Raw genomic sequence first — 17,432 nt, forward strand, 5'->3', positions numbered from 1 at the left:
TACTTATGTCGGACTATGAACCGACTTTATGGTGTTCATTGTTGCGATAACCAGATAAGATAAGCAGAGTTTCTCTCGTCATGCAAGCTTGCATTATTAGACTTTGTGTGTTTTTCTGAAACTGCCTCTTCCGTTGGACGAGGTGGTGGCCTGGTTCCGAACCGTCGCCACGGGAGGAGAAAATCAAGCCGGTAGGGAGGACTCGTGCCGGAGAACGCACCCATAATCGAGGCGCGTGGTTTGACGCGCTCGTTCAGCGGCTTCATCGCCGTCAACAATGTCGACATCGAGATTCGGCGGGGGACTATCCACGCGCTGATCGGCCCAAACGGTGCCGGCAAGAGCACGCTGTTCAATCTTCTGACCAAATTTCTTTCGCCAAGTTCCGGCCAGATATTTTTCAAGGGCCGAGACATTACACAGATGGCGCCTGCCGATATCGCTCGGCTTGGCCTCGTCCGGTCCTTTCAGATCTCGTCGGTATTTCCGCACCTCAGCGCCCTTGAAAACGTACGCGTGGCGCTGCAGGCCCGTGAGCGAGAAACCTTCTCCTTCTGGAAGTCCAACCGGTGTCTGAAACGCTTTGACGCAGAGACCATGGCGCTCCTTGAAAGCGTCGGCCTCGCCGAAAAGGCCCGAACAAAAGCCAGCGAGCTGTCGTACGGACGCAAGCGTGCGCTGGAACTGGCGACGACGCTGGCGCTTGAGCCGGACGTGCTGCTGCTCGACGAGCCAATGGCCGGCATGGGCACGGAAGACATTGGCAGGACGGCGGCGCTGATCCGCCGCGTCGGCACGGGTCGCACGGTGTTGATGGTCGAGCACAATCTTGGCGTCGTTGCGGACCTTTCTGACACAATCACGGTGCTGCGCCGCGGGGAGGTGATTGCAGAGGGTAGCTATTCTGACGTCTCCACGAACAGTGAGGTTCGCAAGGCCTATATGGGAGGAGCCCATGGCTGAAACCGTTTTAAACGTCAGCAATCTTCAGGCCTGGTATGGCGAAAGCCACGTCCTTCACGGAGTGGAATTCAACGTCAGGAAGGGTGAGGTCGTCACCCTGATCGGTCGCAACGGCGCCGGCAAGACCACTACCCTGCGCAGCCTGATGGGCGTCGTTAGCAAGCGGGCCGGCAGCAGCACCTACAAAGGCGTCGATCTGTTGCGAACACCCGCGCATAAGGTCGCCCGGCTCGGCATCGGCTACGTTCCAGAGGAGCGCGGCATTTTTTCGAGGCTGAACGTCATCGAAAACCTGATGTTTCCGCCAGCCTGGCAATCGGGCGGGATGAGTGCGGAGGAAATCTACGGCCTCTTCCCAAATCTCAGAGGCCGCGACACCACGCCCGGCACGCGGCTCTCCGGCGGCGAACAGCAGATGCTGGCGATCGGACGCATCCTGCGCACCGGCGCCGATTTCATTCTGCTTGATGAGCCGACCGAAGGCATTGCCCCCGTCATCGTCGAGGAGATCGGAGCGGCGCTGCGCATCCTCAAGGATCGCGGTATGACCATCATTCTCGTCGAACAGAACCTGAGTTTTGCAGCCACCGTCGCCGACCGGCACTTCGTCCTCGACCAGGGAAAGGTTATCGACGAAATCTCCAATGGTGCGCTCGACGCCAGCATGGACCGGCTGAACCGGTATCTGGGGGTTTGATTGCCATGCGCACTCTTCAACAGGTCAAAATCAGATGACAGATATTTTCGGGGTGCCTATACCCGTTCTCCTCGGCCAATTGCTGCTCGGACTGATCAACGGCTCATTTTACGCTCTGCTCAGCCTGGGGCTGGCGATCATCTTCGGCATGCTTAACGTCATTAATTTCGCGCATGGCGCCTTTTACATGCTGGGCGGTTTCGTTGCCTGGTACTTGCTCTCGAGACTTGGCCTTGGGTATTGGGGAACACTCATCGCGGCTCCCATATTGGTCGGATTCGCCGGGATCGTGGTTGAAAAGCTGTTTCTGAGGCGGCTTTATCGTATGGACCATCTCTACAGTCTGCTCCTCACATTTGGCATTGCACTGATGCTGGAAGGGCTGTTCCGACACCTCTTCGGCGCGGCCGGAAAACCTTATCCGGTTCCAGCCTCACTGACTGGCGGCATCAATCTCGGTTTCATGTTTTTGCCCATGTACCGCGCATGGGTGATCGCTATCTCGCTCACTATCTGCCTGCTCACGTGGATCGCGATCGAACGGACCAAGCTCGGTGCCTATCTGCGGGCCGCCACCGAAAACCCGTCGCTGGTCCAGGCTTTCGGTATCAATGTGCCACTCATTCTGACACTGACCTATGCCTTCTGCGTGGGTCTCGCGGGCTTTGCCGGCGCGCTCGCAGCACCTCTCTATCAGGTGAGCCCAGGCATGGGCTCCAGTATCATCATCACGGTCTTCGCGGTCGTTGTGATCGGCGGCATGGGATCGATTGGCGGTGCGATCGTCACTGCGCTTGGTCTCGGCATCATCGAAGGCCTCACCAAGACATTCTATCCGCCAGCCTCATCGATCGCGGTTTTCGTCATGATGGTGCTCGTGATTCTCATTCGGCCAGCCGGCCTGTTCAGACGGGAGGCATGACATGAAAAGCGCAACCCTTTCCAACGCGACCACCACCTTTGGTCGCGGTCAGATGATCGGCCGCATCCTAATGCTCACCGTTTTGGGTATCATGCTGATTGCGCCGTTGGCGGTCTATCCACTCTTCCTAATTAAAATCCTCTGCTTCGTGTTGTTCGCTGCAGCCTTCAACCTTGTGCTCGGCTATGCGGGTCTGCTGTCCTTCGGACACGCCGCCTTCTTCGGCGGCGGAGCCTACATCGCGGCTCAGGCTGCAAAAGTATGGCAATGGCCGTTCGAACTGTCGGTGTTGGCGGGAACACTGTTTGCAGCCTTGCTTGGGCTTGCCTTTGGAGCGCTCGCCATACGCCGTCACGGCATCTACTTCGCCATGATCACGCTGGCACTTGCCCAGATGGTCTATTTCATGGCGGTCCAGATGCCATTCACAGGCGGCGAAGACGGTATTCAGGCCGTGCCCCGCGGTTACCTGCTCGGCATGATCGATCTTAGGAACATCACAGCAATGTACTATACCGTGCTCGGAGGCACGATCATTGGCCTCGTCATCATCTGGCGCGCAGTCAATTCGCCTTTTGGACATATGCTGTCCGCTATTCGCGAAAACGAAACGCGTGTTGTCTCGCTCGGCCTGAAACCCGAACGTTACAAGCTGATCGCATTTACACTCTCAGCAGCTCTGTCGGGTTTTGCCGGGTCACTGAAGGCGATTTCCTTCCAACTCGCCTCACTGGTCGACGTAACATGGCATATGTCCGGGGAAGTCATTCTTATGACCCTTCTTGGGGGCATGGGAACGCTCATCGGACCGATTGTCGGCGCCACCATTGTTGTCGGGCTCGAGCATTTCCTGTCGACCAGTGGGTTGCCCATCACCTTCATCATCGGCCTGTTCTTTGTGGTCTGTGTGATGATGTTCAGACGGGGCGTGTTCGGCGAACTGAAGCTTCTCCTCGAGCGAGGCAGGAGCGAATAAAAGTCTTTCTGTGCAAGCGAAAATAAAAGGCCGAAGCGTTCGCTTCGGCCTTTTTGATGTGGATGGGGAAAAGTTTATTTCGATATTCGTCCGAACAGGTAACCGATAGCTGCCGCCATGACCAGTTGGACGATGCTGGCAAGATCGGGCGAGACATGAGAGGGCATATCGGCTGCGGACGAAAGGCTCGGCAATAGCCCGGCATAGACGATCCAAAGAGCCACAAGCACTGACGCAAAGACCACGAGCGCAAGCACCGGGAGAGAGACGTTGGAGCGAGCTGTCACTGCGACCTGGGCGGAAGGCCGGGGAACGGCCATGGCAGGGGCATCCAGATGCGGCGGACCGGCTTTGGTCTGCGCGGGAGAGGGGCCGGCACCTAGCGGCGACGCTGCCACGGCCTCCTGCGGATTCTGCCGCACGTGAATTTCCTCGGCAAATCGCTTGAAGAACTGACCAGCCATTTGTTTCGCGGTCACATCAATCAATCGACCTCCAAGCTGCGAAAGCTTTCCACCAATCTGCGCGTCTACGGTGTAGTCGAGTGCTGTCCCCCCGTCTTTTGCAGAAAGTTTGACGACGGCAATCCCCTTGGCAAAACCAGCCACGCCACCTTGCCCTTCACCAGTAATCTTGTAGCCATTCGGAGGATCCAGATCCGACAGTGTTACCGCCCCCTGGAACCGCGCCTTGACCGGCCCGACCTTCATGACCGCGACGGCTGTCATTTCCGTATCCGATGATTTCGTCAGCTCCTGGCAGCCAGGAATACAGACCTTTAGCACATCAGGGTCGTTGAGCGCGGCCCAGACCTCCTCCTTGGTGGCCGGGATCAACTGTTGGCCAGACATTTCCATGGATAATCCTCCTCAACATCAGAACGAAAACGCTCCACACGGCGCGATCTGCGTGCTTGACATTCTCCTCTTAAGTCTAATAATGCAAGTCATATTTGCGATAAGCATCATTATGGGAAGATGATGCCGGAGGAACACTTATGGCTCGACCTTTAGACAGAGCGGCGGCTATGCCGGCGGCGTGGGCGAAACCGTGAAGCCCGCACAGTTCGATTACAGCGCACCGGTAACGGTCGAGGAAGCGGCAGCGACACTCGCCGCATCGGCTGGTGACGGCAAAATCATCGCCGGTGGGCAGAGCCTGATGCCGATGATCAATTTCCGACTGGTGAAGCCCTCCATACTTATTGATATCAACCGCATCGCGGGATTGGATAAGATAGAGTTCGACGGCAGCCGGCTGAAGATCGGGGCGACCGTTCGTCATCGCATGACGGCCACCGATGCGCTTGTCGCTCGACACTTGCCGATCATTCACGACGCTATGCATCACGTCGCACACATGACGGTGCGCAACCGTGGCACGTTCTGCGGCAGCGTCGCGCATGCGGACCCCGCAGCCGAAATGCCGCTGATGACCCGCTTCCTCGACGGCACGATCATCGCCTTTTCAGTGCGTGGAGAGCGCCGCATCCCCGCCGCGGATTTCTTTACGGGGTCATTGATGAATGCCCTTGAAGAGGATGAACTGGTCACCGCGGTGGAGATCGACGTCATGCCAGAGGATTCCGGCTGGGCCTTTGAAGAGTTTGCCCGCCGCCATGGCGACTTTGCGCTCGCCAGCTTCGCAACAACGTTTCGCCTCGAAAATGGTAACGTACGCGGCGTTCGTATCGGCATGATGGGGGTGGGTGAAACCCCGCTTCGCCTGCCCGAAATAGAAGAGATTGTCGAGGGCACCGACCTTTCCGAACCCGTTCTCAATGAGGTGGTAGAGAGATTGGCAAACATCCTGACCCCCAACTCCGATATCCACGCATCCGCAGATTATCGCAAGCATCTGTCTGGCGTATTGGCCAAGCGTGGGCTGCGTGCAGCATGGGCACGAGCCAATGGGGAGATACCACGTCATGGCTGAAAAGCAGATCACCTTTAGCGTTAATGGCCTTTCATACACGCGCACAGTTGAACCCCGAATGCTTCTCAGCGACTTCCTGCGCCACGAGTTGGGCCTCACAGGAACCCATGTCGGCTGCGAGCACGGTGTATGCGGCGCATGCACCGTGCTCCTCGACGGGCGTAGCGCGCGCTCTTGCCTTACGCTCGCCGTGCAGGCAGAGGGCATGGCAATCGAGACCATCGAGGGCCAGGGAAGCATTGACCGGCTCGGGCGCATTCAGGAAGCATTTCGTCAGCATCACGGCCTGCAGTGCGGCTTCTGCACGCCGGGCTTCATCATGGCGATTACCGATCTTTTGCGCCACCACCCGCTGGAAAGCGACGAGGAGATCCGGGAAGCGCTCTCCGGAAACATCTGTCGCTGCACGGGCTATGAGCACATCGTCAATGCCGTCCGCGAACTCGCACATGAAAGAGGACCTCTCAAATGAAGATGCATTTTCTCGAAGGCGGCCGGCTGCGGATGCGCCGCTCGATCTATGTTTCCGGCGCCGCGAAAGAAGAAACCATTGAACTGCCCGTTCATGCCGCGCTGATGCGCCATATCCGGGGGAATGTGCTCTTCGATAGCGGCTGCAATCCAGAAGCTGCGATCGATCCGCAGGCGCGTTGGGCCGGGCTAAGCAAGGTCATGGTACCGATCTTCGAACCGGAGCAGACGGTCGTCCAGCAGCTCCAAACCATTGGCCTCCAACCCGACGACATCGACCTCGTGATCTGTTCGCATCTTCATCCCGACCACTGCGGATGCAATTCCTACTTTCGAAAAGCAACCATCCTTTGCCATGAGGCTGAGGCCGCGGCAGCCAAGGCCGAAGGTGCAGAAAATCTTGGCTATCTTCGAACGGAATGGGAACAGCCGCAGGGCTTCCAGACTTTCTTTGAGGACCATGACGTGTTCGGCGATGGCCGTATCGTCGTGATGCCAATGCCCGGCCATACTCCGGGCATGAGCGTGGCGCGCGTCGAACTGGAGAAGGACGGCAACTTCGTTCTGGCTTCCGATGCCGCCCCCCTCCAGGCCAATATCGACACCGGCATCGCACCGAAGAACACTTGGAACATGGATCTGGCGGCGGCCTCGCTCGCGCGGCTCAAGGCCTTGCGCGACAGCGGCGACACGATCATCTCAGGCCACGACGACCTGCAGTGGCAGGGCCTGAAAAAAGGCCTGGAGTTCTATGAATGACCCTTTCTGACTATTCTGTCGAGCTTCGCCCTAAACTAGTCGGCAAGCGCGTCAAGCGCACGGAGGATCCTCGTTTTCTGACCGGGGTTGGGCAATATGTCGACGACATGGCGCTTGCCGGTATGCTCCATGTCGCGTTGCGCCGCTCCGACCAGCCTCATGCGAAAATCCTCAACATTGATATCGGCGACGCATTCTCGGTGCCCGGCGTTGTCGCGATCTATGATGCCAGCGATCTCGAGGGAGAAATAAAGCCTGCCATTCCGACTTCGCGGATGCCGGGCTATTATGCCACGCCGATCTGGCCGCTGGCACGGGACAAGGTCCGCTATGTCGGCGAGCCGGTCGTCGCCGTCGTGGCCGAAAGCCGCTATGCCGCTGAGGACGCGCTGGAACACATCACCATTGACTATCAGCCCCTGCCTTTCGCCATCCGTCAGGTCGACGCTGTCAAAGACGACGCGCCGCTCCTGCATGATGAGGCTGGAACGAATACGATTATCCGCCGCGAATTCAAGCGCGGCGATGTTGATGAGGCTTTCAAGGACGCGGCAGTGACCGTCAGAGGCCGGTTCCGAATGACCCGCAAGACCGCGGTCGCCATGGAAAACCGATCGTATCTCGCCGAATGGGAAAACCGTAAGCAATCTCTGACGCTCTACACCTCCTCCAACATACCGGGCGTCATCCGAGACGTGCTCTCTGGCTGCCTGGACCTTCCTGGAACCCGGATGCGCGTCGTCGCGCCGGATGTGGGCGGTAGCTTTGGTGGCAAGGGATCGCTTTATGGTGAGGAAATTCTCGTCTGCGCACTCGCGCGGAAGCTGAAGCGACCCGTCAAGTACATCAGCGACCGTCTTGAGGATCTTTCCGCCACCAGTCAGGCCTTCGATGAACTGATCGAGGCGGAACTGGCGGTTACGAAGGACGGTACGCTGATCGGTCTCCGTGCCGATGTGATCGGCGATGTGGGCGCGTATTCGATCTATCCATGGACGGCAGCGCTCGAGACAGTGCAGGTCGTCAGTTTCATGCCCGGCCCCTACCGGATGGAACATTACCGCGGCCGCATTCGCGGCGTACTCACCCCGAAACCGCCCACCGGCCCCTATCGCGGTGTCGGGCGGCCCTCGTCCACCTTCGCAATGGAGCGCCTGATCGAGATGGCGGCGCGTAAGCTTGGCATGGACCCGGTCGAGTTTCGCCGAAAGAATCTTGTGAGGGATGACGAATTTCCCTACCGCACGGCCTCCGGCATTATCTGGGACAAGTCGGCCTTTCAGGAGTGCCTCGAAGGCGCCTGCAAGCAAGTCGATTATCCAGTGCTCGTTTGCGAGCGTGACGAGGCAAGAAAGGCCGGCCGCTGGGTCGGCATCGGGCTCGCGAGCTATGCGGAGCTCACCGGCATCGGATCACGTATTTCTGTTGCCCCTGGCATGCCGATCAATACCGGTACCGAAACATCGAAAATCGAGATCGACGCGACCGGCGCCATCACCGCCGCCTTCGGCATTGCTTCTCACGGTCAAGGGCTGGAAACGACGCTGGCGCAGGTCATCGTGGACGAACTCGGCTGCAAACTGGAGGACATTGAAGTCAAACACGGCGACAGCGCTCTTGTTCCAATGGCCAGCGGCACCTATGCCAGCCGCTCGGCCGTGCTCGGCGGTGGCGCCGCAACGCTTGCCGCTCGCGTTGTCAAAGGAAAGGTGCTGCGCGCAGCAGCCTATCTGATGGAGCAAAAAGCTGAGGACTTGGATATCCACGACGGCATTATCAGCAGCCGAAACTCGAACCTGTCGATGACGTTGAGGGAAGTCGCCTCCGCCGTTTATACCCAGATGGGCCGCATTCCGCGCGACCTGCGGGAAGACCTGACGGCATCGGAGACCTACGACCCCTATCTTGGAACAGCCTGTTCATCGACGCATCTGGCCATGGTCGAGGTCGATTCAGAAACCTACGGGGTGAAGATCCTCCGATATGTGGTGGCGGAGGATTGCGGCAAGATCATCAACCCGATGATCGTAGACGGACAGGTACATGGCGCGGTGGCGCAGGGGATCGGAGCAGCCTTGCTCGAAGAAATCGTACATGACGATCAGGGACAAGCAGTGGCGGCCAGCTTGGCGGACTATCTCGTTCCGGTGGCAAGCAGTGTGCCCGAAATCGGCATCGTTCATATCGAGGCCGATCTACCAAACAACATCGGTGGCTTCCGCGGTATGGGCGAAGGCGGCACGATCGGTGCCCCCGCGGCAATCGCGAACGCCGTGTCCGATGCGCTGGCTCATCTGGGGGTATCCGTCGAGACACTCCCGGTCACGCCCGAACGCATCTTCCAGATGCTCCGCGAGAAACGACAGACATCCACCGAAGCGACAGATTTGCCATAGTCGGGGTCAACCGGCTATAGGTCAAACTGATATCGAAGCAGATAGTCGGTATCCTTGGCCGCGATCGGCTTGCGGCATTCTGAGCACACAACGATCGCCGAGAAGTCATGACCGCAGGTCTTATGGCGCAACCTCATGGGGGGCTTGCCGTCAGCCAGCCAACGGTCCCCCCAGGCCATCATAACCAACATCGGCTTGTAGAGATCGAGACCCATTTCGGTGAAGCGATATTCGAACCGCTCGCCGGAATTGTAAGGGACCTTCCGAAACACGTCGGCCTGCACGAGCCGTGCCAGGCGGTCGGACAGAATATTCGTTGCAATCCCGAGATTTTCCCGCATTTCTTCGTAACGCCGCACGCCGTTCCATCCTTCGCGGAGGATAAGAAAACTCCAGCGGTCCCCAATGATGCCCAGTGTGCGTGCCACCGAGCATGGTCGAACCCTCTCCAACAGGCTTGCATCGGAGCTCCTACGCGATGTAGGGCGATTTTCTACCGGAGCATAGCCCGCGCCGGGCCCGTCCCTCGGCGCCACCTCCTTGGCAGTGAATGGCTCGAGACATTCACTGCAGACGGTTACAGGATGGCAATTGCATCCGCAGCTCTTGTGGATGAGTTGGAGGGGAGGCTCGCTGGAGCCCGCCAGCCACTTGTCACCAAACTCCATTAGAGAAAGCATTGTTGGGAAAAGATCTTTGCCACGCACCGTCAAGAAATACTGCTGCCCCGGTTCGTTCGGCCGTTTCCCAGTGCTGAGGATATCGTTCGCGACGAGCGCAGATAGTCTGGAGGAAAGGGTCTGCCGCGGAATTCCCAATCGCTGCTGAAACTTATCGAACCTGCGTACGCCAAAATAGGCTTCCCGGAGGATCAAAAAGTTCCAAGTGTCCAGAACGATCTCCATGGTCCGACGCACAGACGATTGCCGCTGCATAGACACGGGCCTACGCGATGGAGCTAGGGCGATATTTTCAATCTTTGTCATTCTCATGTCATTCACGGACTAGAACCTGTAGCAAATATGATCACGCTGCAAACAAATATAGACAGCAAAGTCTGATAATGAAAGTCAATGTGGCTCCTCCTTGTTAAGTTAGTATGCCCTACCGCATTCAATCAGCGATGCCGTGAGATAAGCTCCAAAAGGCTTCCTGGGATCGTGCGTTGACGTAGTGGCCGATAAATGTAGGCGGAACGAAAAGCTCGTTTGGTATTTTGCCTGTGTGGCTGATCGCTGGGCGGCAGCCCTTTCAGTTTTGGAACGATCGCCCGCCCTATCGAGCGCTGCGCTCATTGCCAGTCAAGAATCCGGGAAATTGCAGGTAGATTTGTATGGTTTCATTCTAATATTATGGAATGTATCAACCTAAATGTTCAGTTATATCTGTTATAATTTAAGTTCGAGAGGCCCTTCATCATCCTTGACCAGCTTGGTCACGATATAGGTGAAATAGCGTTCTATGCCGATATTTTGTTCCAAAAGGCGGTCAACCAGACGCTGATAGCCGTCGATACTCCGCGCCACGATTGTCAGAAAATAATCCACCCCACCGCCAACCGACCAGCAGGAAACGATTTCGGGAATGGCTGTGACGGCTCTCTCGAACCTGTTGAAATCGCTTTGACGATGATTCCCTAGGATGATCTGCACAATGACATGCTCAATCGGTACTATCTTTCGGTAGGCAATGCGCGCGTGATAACCGGTCACGATGCCGGCTTCTTCCAGTTTACGTAGTCGCAGCCAACAGGGTGTCGCAGACAGCCCAACCTTCTCCGCCAAGGCAAGTTTGGTAATCCGCGCATTCTCCTGAACGGCGCCAAGTATGCGAAGATCAAAGGAATCGAATTTGGGCGCAGGTTTCATTCTAACCGTCCAACAATGAGCGCGTTCATCTCAGACTATTGATAGCTATTTTTCTGCTTCCATTTCCGCGATATCTTGAAAACGGTCGGCGATGCGCGCATGCGCCCGTCCATTGTCGGAAACACCTAGTGAGACCAAGATTTCGTCGGGCCCAGGCGCATCGACAACCATGAAATTCGCCGTCAGGAAATGAGATCGTTTGCCGTTCTCGCTCTTGTGCATCATGGGCAGTGACATCAATGCACCCGGTGCGTTGCGCGTGTTAGTGAATTCCAGATAGTTGGTTCCGCCGATCGCGTTGCGGAAAGGATTGCCAAATCGCAGCGTGTGAATGATGGCTGACGCATGTTCGATCTCGCCGTTGATCCCGACTGACGCAGCCTTGCCACATGCCTCGACCTTTTCGGCGGGCATATGCTGCAGGATGCGCTCGGTCATGGTATGGCTAAGTTTTTCTGCAATATCGACAATTTCAGGCCGCAAGTTTTCAACAAAGCCTCGCCCCGCCCATGGATTACGAATGACTGCGGCCACCACGACAATGTTGACCGGACGGGCTGCAAGCTTGCCACCTTCAATCAATGTCTCCTCGATGAAGGTGCTGATTTTCCTGATTTCCAATGCCATGGTGTTCTCATTCTAGGGGTTGAGTTGTGTCAAGATTAACCGGAATTCAGTTAGCTGCTTCCTGTCATTCAAGGAAATAAGCGCATAAACTTCCTATGAAGCCTAGTAGCGTTCAGATAATGTCATGCGCATGATGCACGCATGTTGTCGGGAGACTCCAGCTTGAATCGTACTTTACAGATTTTGTCGCTTCGGGACGTTGCCAGCCAGATCAACAGCGGCGACGACATCCAGACCGTTCTGCAACATTTGATCGAAGCCGCTTGCGAGCATGCCAACTGGACGCTGGGTTCGATCATGGGCATCGATGCCGCGCATGGCTATGCGCATGTGATCGTGCGACACGATCCGACATTGATCGAACGCCAGTTGCCCGATCGATGGGAGCTGGCAACCAGTCCCTCTCTGATGGCGTTACAGCGCAACGAGCCGGTTTATATTCGTGATGCACGTCAGTCGGATGAGTTTCCGGGATACAAGGCGGAGGCCTTTGAGCGCGACTATAGAACCGTTCTCGTGATGCCTATGAACTGTCGCGATACGGACGGACGCCCTATGGTTCTGAGTGTGATTTCACGTCAGGTAACTGAAGTGACGGAAGACGATCTGGCATTTCTTGGCACTATCATCCATCTGGGTGCCATTGCAGTCGAGCGAGAACACCGGCTCGAAATACAGAAACGCTCCGCGCGACGTCTTGAAGGCGCACTTAAAGCGCATACGTCTCTGCTGGAGCATGTCTTGAGCGATGGTTCGGTAGGCTCGCTTGCGGCCATGGTCGGTACGCTTTTGCCTAATCCGTCAATCGTCATTGACTTTACCACCAATCAAATCATCGCAGGTGCATCGCCGAACGAAGCGCTGTTTGAAAAGAGTGCGTGGCAGGAGGCCGTTTCGAGCGTCTTTTCGAGGCCGCTGATGAAAACGGCTCGTGATGCTATCGAGCGGGGATCGGTGGAATCTGTCAGCTTTTTCCTGGATGATGGTCAGAAACGCATGACCATTACTGCACGCGTGGAGGCGTTGATTGTCGACAAGCAACTGGTTGGAGCGTTAATGCTATTTCCAACATCGCGGGAGTTTAGCGACCTTGATCTACTGATGCTTGATAGTGCAAAATTTGCACTAAGTGTGGAAATGATGCGCAGTTTCATCCGTTTTCGCTTTGAAACACGCACACAGACCGAACTGTTTTTTGAAGTAGTAGAAGCGCGCTGGCGCAACGCCAGTGATGTATCGCAAAGGGCTCAGAGGCTAGGACTCGATTTCTCGACTGCGCGACAGATGCTCCTCATCGATTTTCCGGATAAAACCAAGGCGTTAGGCGGGGCATCCATTGATATCGAACACATTCTGTCACGCATCACGCAGAAGGCAGGCATCGAGGCCAATCTGATTGCTATCGAAGGTGGTGCTGTTTGTCTTATTCCGTTCGAAGGAAGTAAGCGACAGGAACGGACTACAAAGCTGGCCCAGCGAATAGCCAAAGAACTTGGACGTTACTTCGATGAGAAACCGATTGTGGTCAGCGGCAATCGCTGTGCAGGGTTGGCCGATTATCCGGTTGCGTGGGAACGCGGCAATCGCATGGTGCGGATCGGGCGAGCATTCGGATTGACGGGCGCATTATCGGCTCAGGATTTTGGACCACTGCCTATGCTTGTTGCGGCTTCGGACGCGGTTGATGTGCGTGGATTTGTGCATGATAGTGTTGGTGCCATCGCTGAACATGACCGCGAAAACGGTACGCCCTATCTCGAAACTCTTTCGATCTTTCTGCAAGAAGGATGCCGCAGTCAGGCCTGTGCTGACACGATGGGGCTTCACGTCACAACACTGCGTTATCGTCTTGCACGGATTCAAGAACTGTTTGGCATTGACGTTGAGACGCCTGAAAAGCGCTTTGCCATAGAATTGGCAATTCGGCTTTATGGTGTCATCGACAACCAGCTCTCTGTACGTTAGCAGCCAGAAGCCGGGCCGTCCAAGATTTGATCTGTTCCAACTAAATGATTTTCTTGTCTGTCCTCTGAAAATAAAAAGATTTTGGACGGACGAATATCTATTCCCGCGCCTTCTGATGTGCTCCTGCGAAACGAAGCATATTTGTCAAAATCAATCCTGCGAATAATAGGAAGAAGCAATCACCAACCAAAGGTAGCCTCATCTCAATAACACTTTGAGGGAAGGCCGAGGCATGGTTGAAATGTCGACTTTGAGCGACGCACCGATTGATCCGATTGCGCTGCGTCGCGCGTTTGGCACTTTCGTGACCGGCGTCACTGTCATAACCACGCGCAGCGCTGACGGCTCACCACGCGGAATGACCGCGAATTCTTTCACGTCCGTTTCACTTGATCCGCCGTTGCTGCTCGTCTGTGTCGCGAAATCCGCGTCGAGCTATGGCGCTTTTACCGATTCAGGATGTTTCGCGGTCAATATTCTGCATGAGGGACAAGTGGATGTCTCAAATGTCTTCGCATCCAAATCACCCGACAAATTTCAATCCGTCAATCATGATTGCGTTCACACCGGTGCACCGGTTCTGACCGACAGCCTGACATGGTTTGATTGCACTGCAGTGAAGACAGTCGATGCTGGCGACCACTCAATCTTGATCGGTCAGGTAAGGGCCTTTGGCACCAGTCCGTCGGCGCCACTGGGTTTTTGTCGCGGACGTTATGCCAACGTAAAAGACCCGCTCCCGAATGGCTGGCTCACTTCACTCGGAATGATCATCGGCTATCTCATCGAAGCGGAGCAAGGCTTGCTTCTGCATTCGAATGGGAAAGGTGGCTGGGTATTGCCGAGCGCACATCGCCGCAAGGCGGACAGCCAGCTTGTCGTCGAAGGCGGCGAAGCATTGCGCCTCTTGCCTGAAAATACCTTCCTCTATTCCGTATTTGACGTGGCCGACAGTGATCCCGGCTATTTGGTCTATCGTGCGCGCCTTGCCGACGATAGCAGCGCGAAACTACCTGCTGGCCTGCAGTTTTTTCGCATCGATGAAATCCCTTACGACCAGATCGCCACGCATGAATTGCGCTCAATGCTCCGCCGCTACGTGCGTGAACGTCAGGAACAGCGCTTCGGAATTTACATGGATTCCGACGATGGCGGACGCGTGGCAATGATCGATGGCGAGGCCCACGTCTGGATGAAGAGCTCACACGAATAGGAAATCACAATGATAACGACAGTCAAAACACTGGAAAGCTCGCAACAAAAGCTCTTCATCGGCGGGCGCTTCGTAGAGCCCGTGAACGGTAAATATATAGCAAGCTACGATCCGACCACAGGTGAGCCATGGTATGAGTTTGCAGAAGCGGATGCCAATGATGTTAATGCGGCCGTGAAATCCGCAACGGATGCCTTTCAGAATCCCGAATGGCGTCGCATGACACAGACGGATCGCGGCGCAATGGTGCGCCGTTTGGCCGAACTTGTTCGAGCCAATGCGGATGCGCTTGCAGAAATTGAAACGCGTGACAATGGCAAGCTGCTCAAGGAAACCAGGGCGCAGATGCGCTCTATGCCCGATAGCTATCATTATTTTGCTGGTATGGCCGACAAGCTGCAAGGCGATACGATACCCATCAACCGGGCTGACACATTAAACTTGAACCTGCGCGAACCACTCGGCGTGATTGGTATGATCACGCCATGGAATTCGCCCTTGATGCTTTTGACCGGCACGTTGGCTCCGTGTCTGGCAATCGGCAATACAGTTGTCATCAAACCGTCCGAACATGCGACAGCTTCAACACTGGCGCTAGCCGAGCTTATCCATGAAGCAGGTTTTCCTGCAGGTGTCGTCAATGTAGTGACCGGCACGGGCGCTAGTGCCGGCGAGGCCCTGACAAGCCATTCGGGCATTTCAAAATATGTTTTCACAGGCAGTACTGCGACAGGTCGACGTATCGCCGGCAATGCAGCTCAGAACCTTGTGCCATGCTCGATGGAGCTTGGTGGCAAATCCCCGCATGTCGTATTCTCGGATGTTGACATTGAGCACGCCGTCAATGGTGTCGTTTCCGGGGTTTTTGCTGCAGCTGGCCAAACCTGCGTCGCGGGTTCACGCTGCTTTGTCGAAGCGAACATCTATGACAGGTTCGTCGATGCACTTGTCGCTCGTACCCAGCAGATCCGTGTAGGTCTGCCGACGGTCGATGAAACCGATATTGGTCCACTCGCGCTTGCTGATCAGCTTGCGAAAGTCGAAGGCTATGTTGCCTCCGGCATCAAGGAAGGCGCCAAGATCGCAAGCGGTGGCAAGCGCCCGAAAGCGGATGAGATCGCAAGCGGTGGGTGGTATTTCGAACCTACAGTAATGATAGATGCCCACAACGACATGTCGTTCATGCGCGATGAAATCTTCGGCCCCGTGGTCGGTGTTGTGCCTTTCAACGATGAAGACGAGATGATTTCGCTGGCCAATGACACACGTTATGGTCTGGCCTCTGGCATTTGGACCAGGGATATCGACAGAGCTCTGCGTTTCGCAAGTCGCGTGGAGGCGGGAACCGTCTGGATCAATACCTATCGCTCAGCGTCCTTTATGTCAGCCAATGGTGGCTTCAGAGAAAGCGGCTACGGCAGGCGTGGTGGCTTTGAAGTCATGCATGAATTCTCTCGACTGAAGAACGTCATCATCGACTACTCCGGGAACATGCAGGACCCGTTCGTCATCCGCCTCAAATAATTTCTAAACACAGCCTCGAAAGGCAGCCGATCATGAAGTTTGCCGTATCACTTACGATGGAGCGTTTTTCACCAAATATTAGTATGGAAGCAGTGAAAAACAACCTTCTACAACTCGCACGCATTGCAGATGAAGGCGGTTTTGAAACGCTATGGACTGCCGAGCATCATACGCTTGAATGCACTATCTCTCCTAATCCGTTCCAAACATTAGTATGGCTAGGACAACACACTGATCGGATCCGACTGGGCACTTCAACACTGGTTGCGCCATACTGGAATCCAATCCGGCTGGCCGGTGAATCGGCCCTTTGCGATCATTTGACCAATGGGCGTCTCGAATTCGGAATTGCGCGCGGTTCTTACCAATATGAGTTCGATCGCATGGCAGGTGGAATGCCCCAGCAAGAGGGTGTTGCCTATATGAAAGAAATCGTGCCCGCTGTGAAGAGGCTCTGGGCTGGCGATTATGCCCATGATGGAAATTACTGGAATTTCCCGGTTACTGCTGCCGTACCAAAACCGCTACAGCAACCACATCCGCCAATCTGGGTGGCGGCGCGTGATCCCGGCACTTTCGATTGGGCTATTGCCAATGGCGCAAGCATTCTTTCGACGCCATTGTCCGCTCCTGCTGCCGAAATTCACGTTCTTGGAGAGAAATTTCGCAAGGCCGTCAGCGACCATCCCGAAGTGCAGCGCCCACGTTTCATGATGCAGCGTCGAACCTGCGTCTATGACAAGCCTGATGGTTGGGAATTAGCAGTCAAGCACAGCATGGATTATGGCCGCGCTTTTGAAAATCTGATGCAGAATATCGGCACTGTGCGCAAAGGTTTTCCGGAAGCCGTTCCTTACGAAACAGTCAAAGGCAAGGATAACTACAATCCCGAGAATATCCGCAAGAACCTGATGTTCGGCACACCTGATGAGGCAATTGAGAAACTCCTCGACTATGAAGCTGCAGGAGTGGATCAATATTGTCTTGGTCTAACTTTCAATCTGCCTTTTGAGTTGCAAAAGCGCACTTTGGAATTGTTCACCAAGGAGATCATGCCGTTTTTCGCTGAGCGTGAAAAAGAACAACAACTCCGACAAAAGCCAGTGGATGCTTGAG

Annotated in this window: 17 protein-coding genes; 12 read left to right on the top strand and 5 right to left on the bottom strand. The window is 55.6% G+C overall.

Annotated features, from left to right (window positions below):
• Positions 1-204: 204 nt before the first annotated feature.
• The 4 genes from FHW03_RS23430 to FHW03_RS23445 are packed head-to-tail and all read left to right on the top strand — an operon-like array spanning position 205 to position 3,558.
• The gene (locus tag FHW03_RS23430; protein WP_182522842.1) at positions 205-963 is read left to right on the top strand and encodes an ABC transporter ATP-binding protein; all 759 of its coding nucleotides are present in this window, start codon (positions 205-207) and stop codon (positions 961-963) included.
• Positions 956-1,660 (top strand): ABC transporter ATP-binding protein, encoded by a 705-nt coding sequence (locus tag FHW03_RS23435; protein ID WP_182522843.1) that lies wholly within the window; start codon positions 956-958, stop codon positions 1,658-1,660. Before FHW03_RS23430 ends, FHW03_RS23435 begins: the two co-directional genes overlap by 8 nt.
• Before the next feature lie 34 nt (positions 1,661-1,694).
• Positions 1,695-2,582, top strand: a complete 888-nt coding sequence (locus FHW03_RS23440; RefSeq protein ID WP_182522844.1) for a branched-chain amino acid ABC transporter permease — start codon at positions 1,695-1,697, stop codon at positions 2,580-2,582.
• Position 2,583: 1 nt separating this feature from the next.
• On the top strand, positions 2,584-3,558 hold the full coding sequence (locus FHW03_RS23445; RefSeq protein WP_377515572.1) for a branched-chain amino acid ABC transporter permease: 975 nt from the start codon (positions 2,584-2,586) through the stop codon (positions 3,556-3,558).
• Positions 3,559-3,632: 74 nt separating this feature from the next.
• On the opposite strand, the gene FHW03_RS23450 is transcribed toward FHW03_RS23445, so the two are convergent.
• Positions 3,633-4,415 carry a carbon monoxide dehydrogenase subunit G gene (locus FHW03_RS23450; RefSeq protein ID WP_182522845.1) on the bottom strand — a complete coding sequence of 261 codons (783 nt, stop codon included), beginning with the start codon at positions 4,413-4,415 and terminating at the stop codon, positions 3,633-3,635.
• A 193-nt stretch (positions 4,416-4,608) separates the two neighbouring features.
• Here FHW03_RS23450 and FHW03_RS23455 point away from each other — a divergent pair, with 193 nt between their 5' ends.
• From FHW03_RS23455 to FHW03_RS23470, 4 genes are read left to right on the top strand one after another with little or no spacing between them, the layout of a single operon-like run.
• On the top strand, positions 4,609-5,493 hold the full coding sequence (locus tag FHW03_RS23455) for a xanthine dehydrogenase family protein subunit M (protein WP_182522846.1): 885 nt from the start codon (positions 4,609-4,611) through the stop codon (positions 5,491-5,493).
• Positions 5,486-5,965 carry a (2Fe-2S)-binding protein gene (locus tag FHW03_RS23460; protein ID WP_182522847.1) on the top strand — a complete coding sequence of 160 codons (480 nt, stop codon included), beginning with the start codon at positions 5,486-5,488 and terminating at the stop codon, positions 5,963-5,965. The genes FHW03_RS23455 and FHW03_RS23460 overlap by 8 nt, the downstream gene beginning before the upstream one ends.
• Positions 5,962-6,723 (top strand): N-acyl homoserine lactonase family protein, encoded by a 762-nt coding sequence (locus FHW03_RS23465; RefSeq protein WP_182522848.1) that lies wholly within the window; start codon positions 5,962-5,964, stop codon positions 6,721-6,723. The genes FHW03_RS23460 and FHW03_RS23465 overlap by 4 nt, the downstream gene beginning before the upstream one ends.
• Positions 6,720-9,119: a xanthine dehydrogenase family protein molybdopterin-binding subunit gene (locus tag FHW03_RS23470; protein ID WP_182522849.1), complete on the top strand. Its 2,400-nt coding sequence runs from the start codon at positions 6,720-6,722 to the stop codon at positions 9,117-9,119. Before FHW03_RS23465 ends, FHW03_RS23470 begins: the two co-directional genes overlap by 4 nt.
• A gap of 14 nt (positions 9,120-9,133) precedes the next feature.
• On the opposite strand, the gene FHW03_RS23475 is transcribed toward FHW03_RS23470, so the two are convergent.
• The 4 genes from FHW03_RS23475 to FHW03_RS26165 all read right to left on the bottom strand — a co-directional run bounded on the left by FHW03_RS23475 (position 9,134) and on the right by FHW03_RS26165 (position 11,932).
• Positions 9,134-10,024: a helix-turn-helix domain-containing protein gene (locus tag FHW03_RS23475; RefSeq protein WP_210277403.1), complete on the bottom strand. Its 891-nt coding sequence runs from the start codon at positions 10,022-10,024 to the stop codon at positions 9,134-9,136.
• Between the two features lie 483 nt (positions 10,025-10,507).
• The gene (locus FHW03_RS23480; RefSeq protein WP_182522850.1) at positions 10,508-10,987 is read right to left on the bottom strand and encodes an Lrp/AsnC family transcriptional regulator; all 480 of its coding nucleotides are present in this window, start codon (positions 10,985-10,987) and stop codon (positions 10,508-10,510) included.
• Positions 10,988-11,032: 45 nt separating this feature from the next.
• On the bottom strand, positions 11,033-11,614 hold the full coding sequence (locus FHW03_RS23485) for an amino acid synthesis family protein (RefSeq protein WP_182522851.1): 582 nt from the start codon (positions 11,612-11,614) through the stop codon (positions 11,033-11,035).
• A 174-nt stretch (positions 11,615-11,788) separates the two neighbouring features.
• Complete coding sequence (locus tag FHW03_RS26165; protein WP_377515595.1) at positions 11,789-11,932, bottom strand: hypothetical protein; 144 nt, start codon at positions 11,930-11,932, stop codon at positions 11,789-11,791.
• On the opposite strand from FHW03_RS26165, the gene FHW03_RS23490 reads away from it, so the two are divergent.
• The 4 genes from FHW03_RS23490 (at position 11,864) to FHW03_RS23505 (ending at position 17,431) form a co-directional block, all read left to right on the top strand.
• Entirely contained in the window at positions 11,864-13,579 is a 1,716-nt protein-coding gene (locus FHW03_RS23490; RefSeq protein WP_377515590.1) for a helix-turn-helix domain-containing protein, read from the top strand. The genes FHW03_RS26165 and FHW03_RS23490 overlap by 69 nt on opposite strands.
• A 241-nt stretch (positions 13,580-13,820) precedes the next feature.
• Positions 13,821-14,792: a flavin reductase gene (locus FHW03_RS23495; RefSeq protein ID WP_377515593.1), complete on the top strand. Its 972-nt coding sequence runs from the start codon at positions 13,821-13,823 to the stop codon at positions 14,790-14,792.
• A gap of 9 nt (positions 14,793-14,801) precedes the next feature.
• On the top strand, positions 14,802-16,316 hold the full coding sequence (locus FHW03_RS23500; protein ID WP_182522854.1) for an aldehyde dehydrogenase: 1,515 nt from the start codon (positions 14,802-14,804) through the stop codon (positions 16,314-16,316).
• A gap of 32 nt (positions 16,317-16,348) precedes the next feature.
• Positions 16,349-17,431: an LLM class flavin-dependent oxidoreductase gene (locus FHW03_RS23505; protein ID WP_182522855.1), complete on the top strand. Its 1,083-nt coding sequence runs from the start codon at positions 16,349-16,351 to the stop codon at positions 17,429-17,431.
• The last annotated feature ends 1 nt before the right edge of the window (position 17,432 follow it).

Origin of the sequence: Ochrobactrum sp. RH2CCR150 (genome assembly GCA_014138095.1) — a bacterium.
Lineage (GTDB): Bacteria > Pseudomonadota > Alphaproteobacteria > Rhizobiales > Rhizobiaceae > Brucella > Brucella gambitense.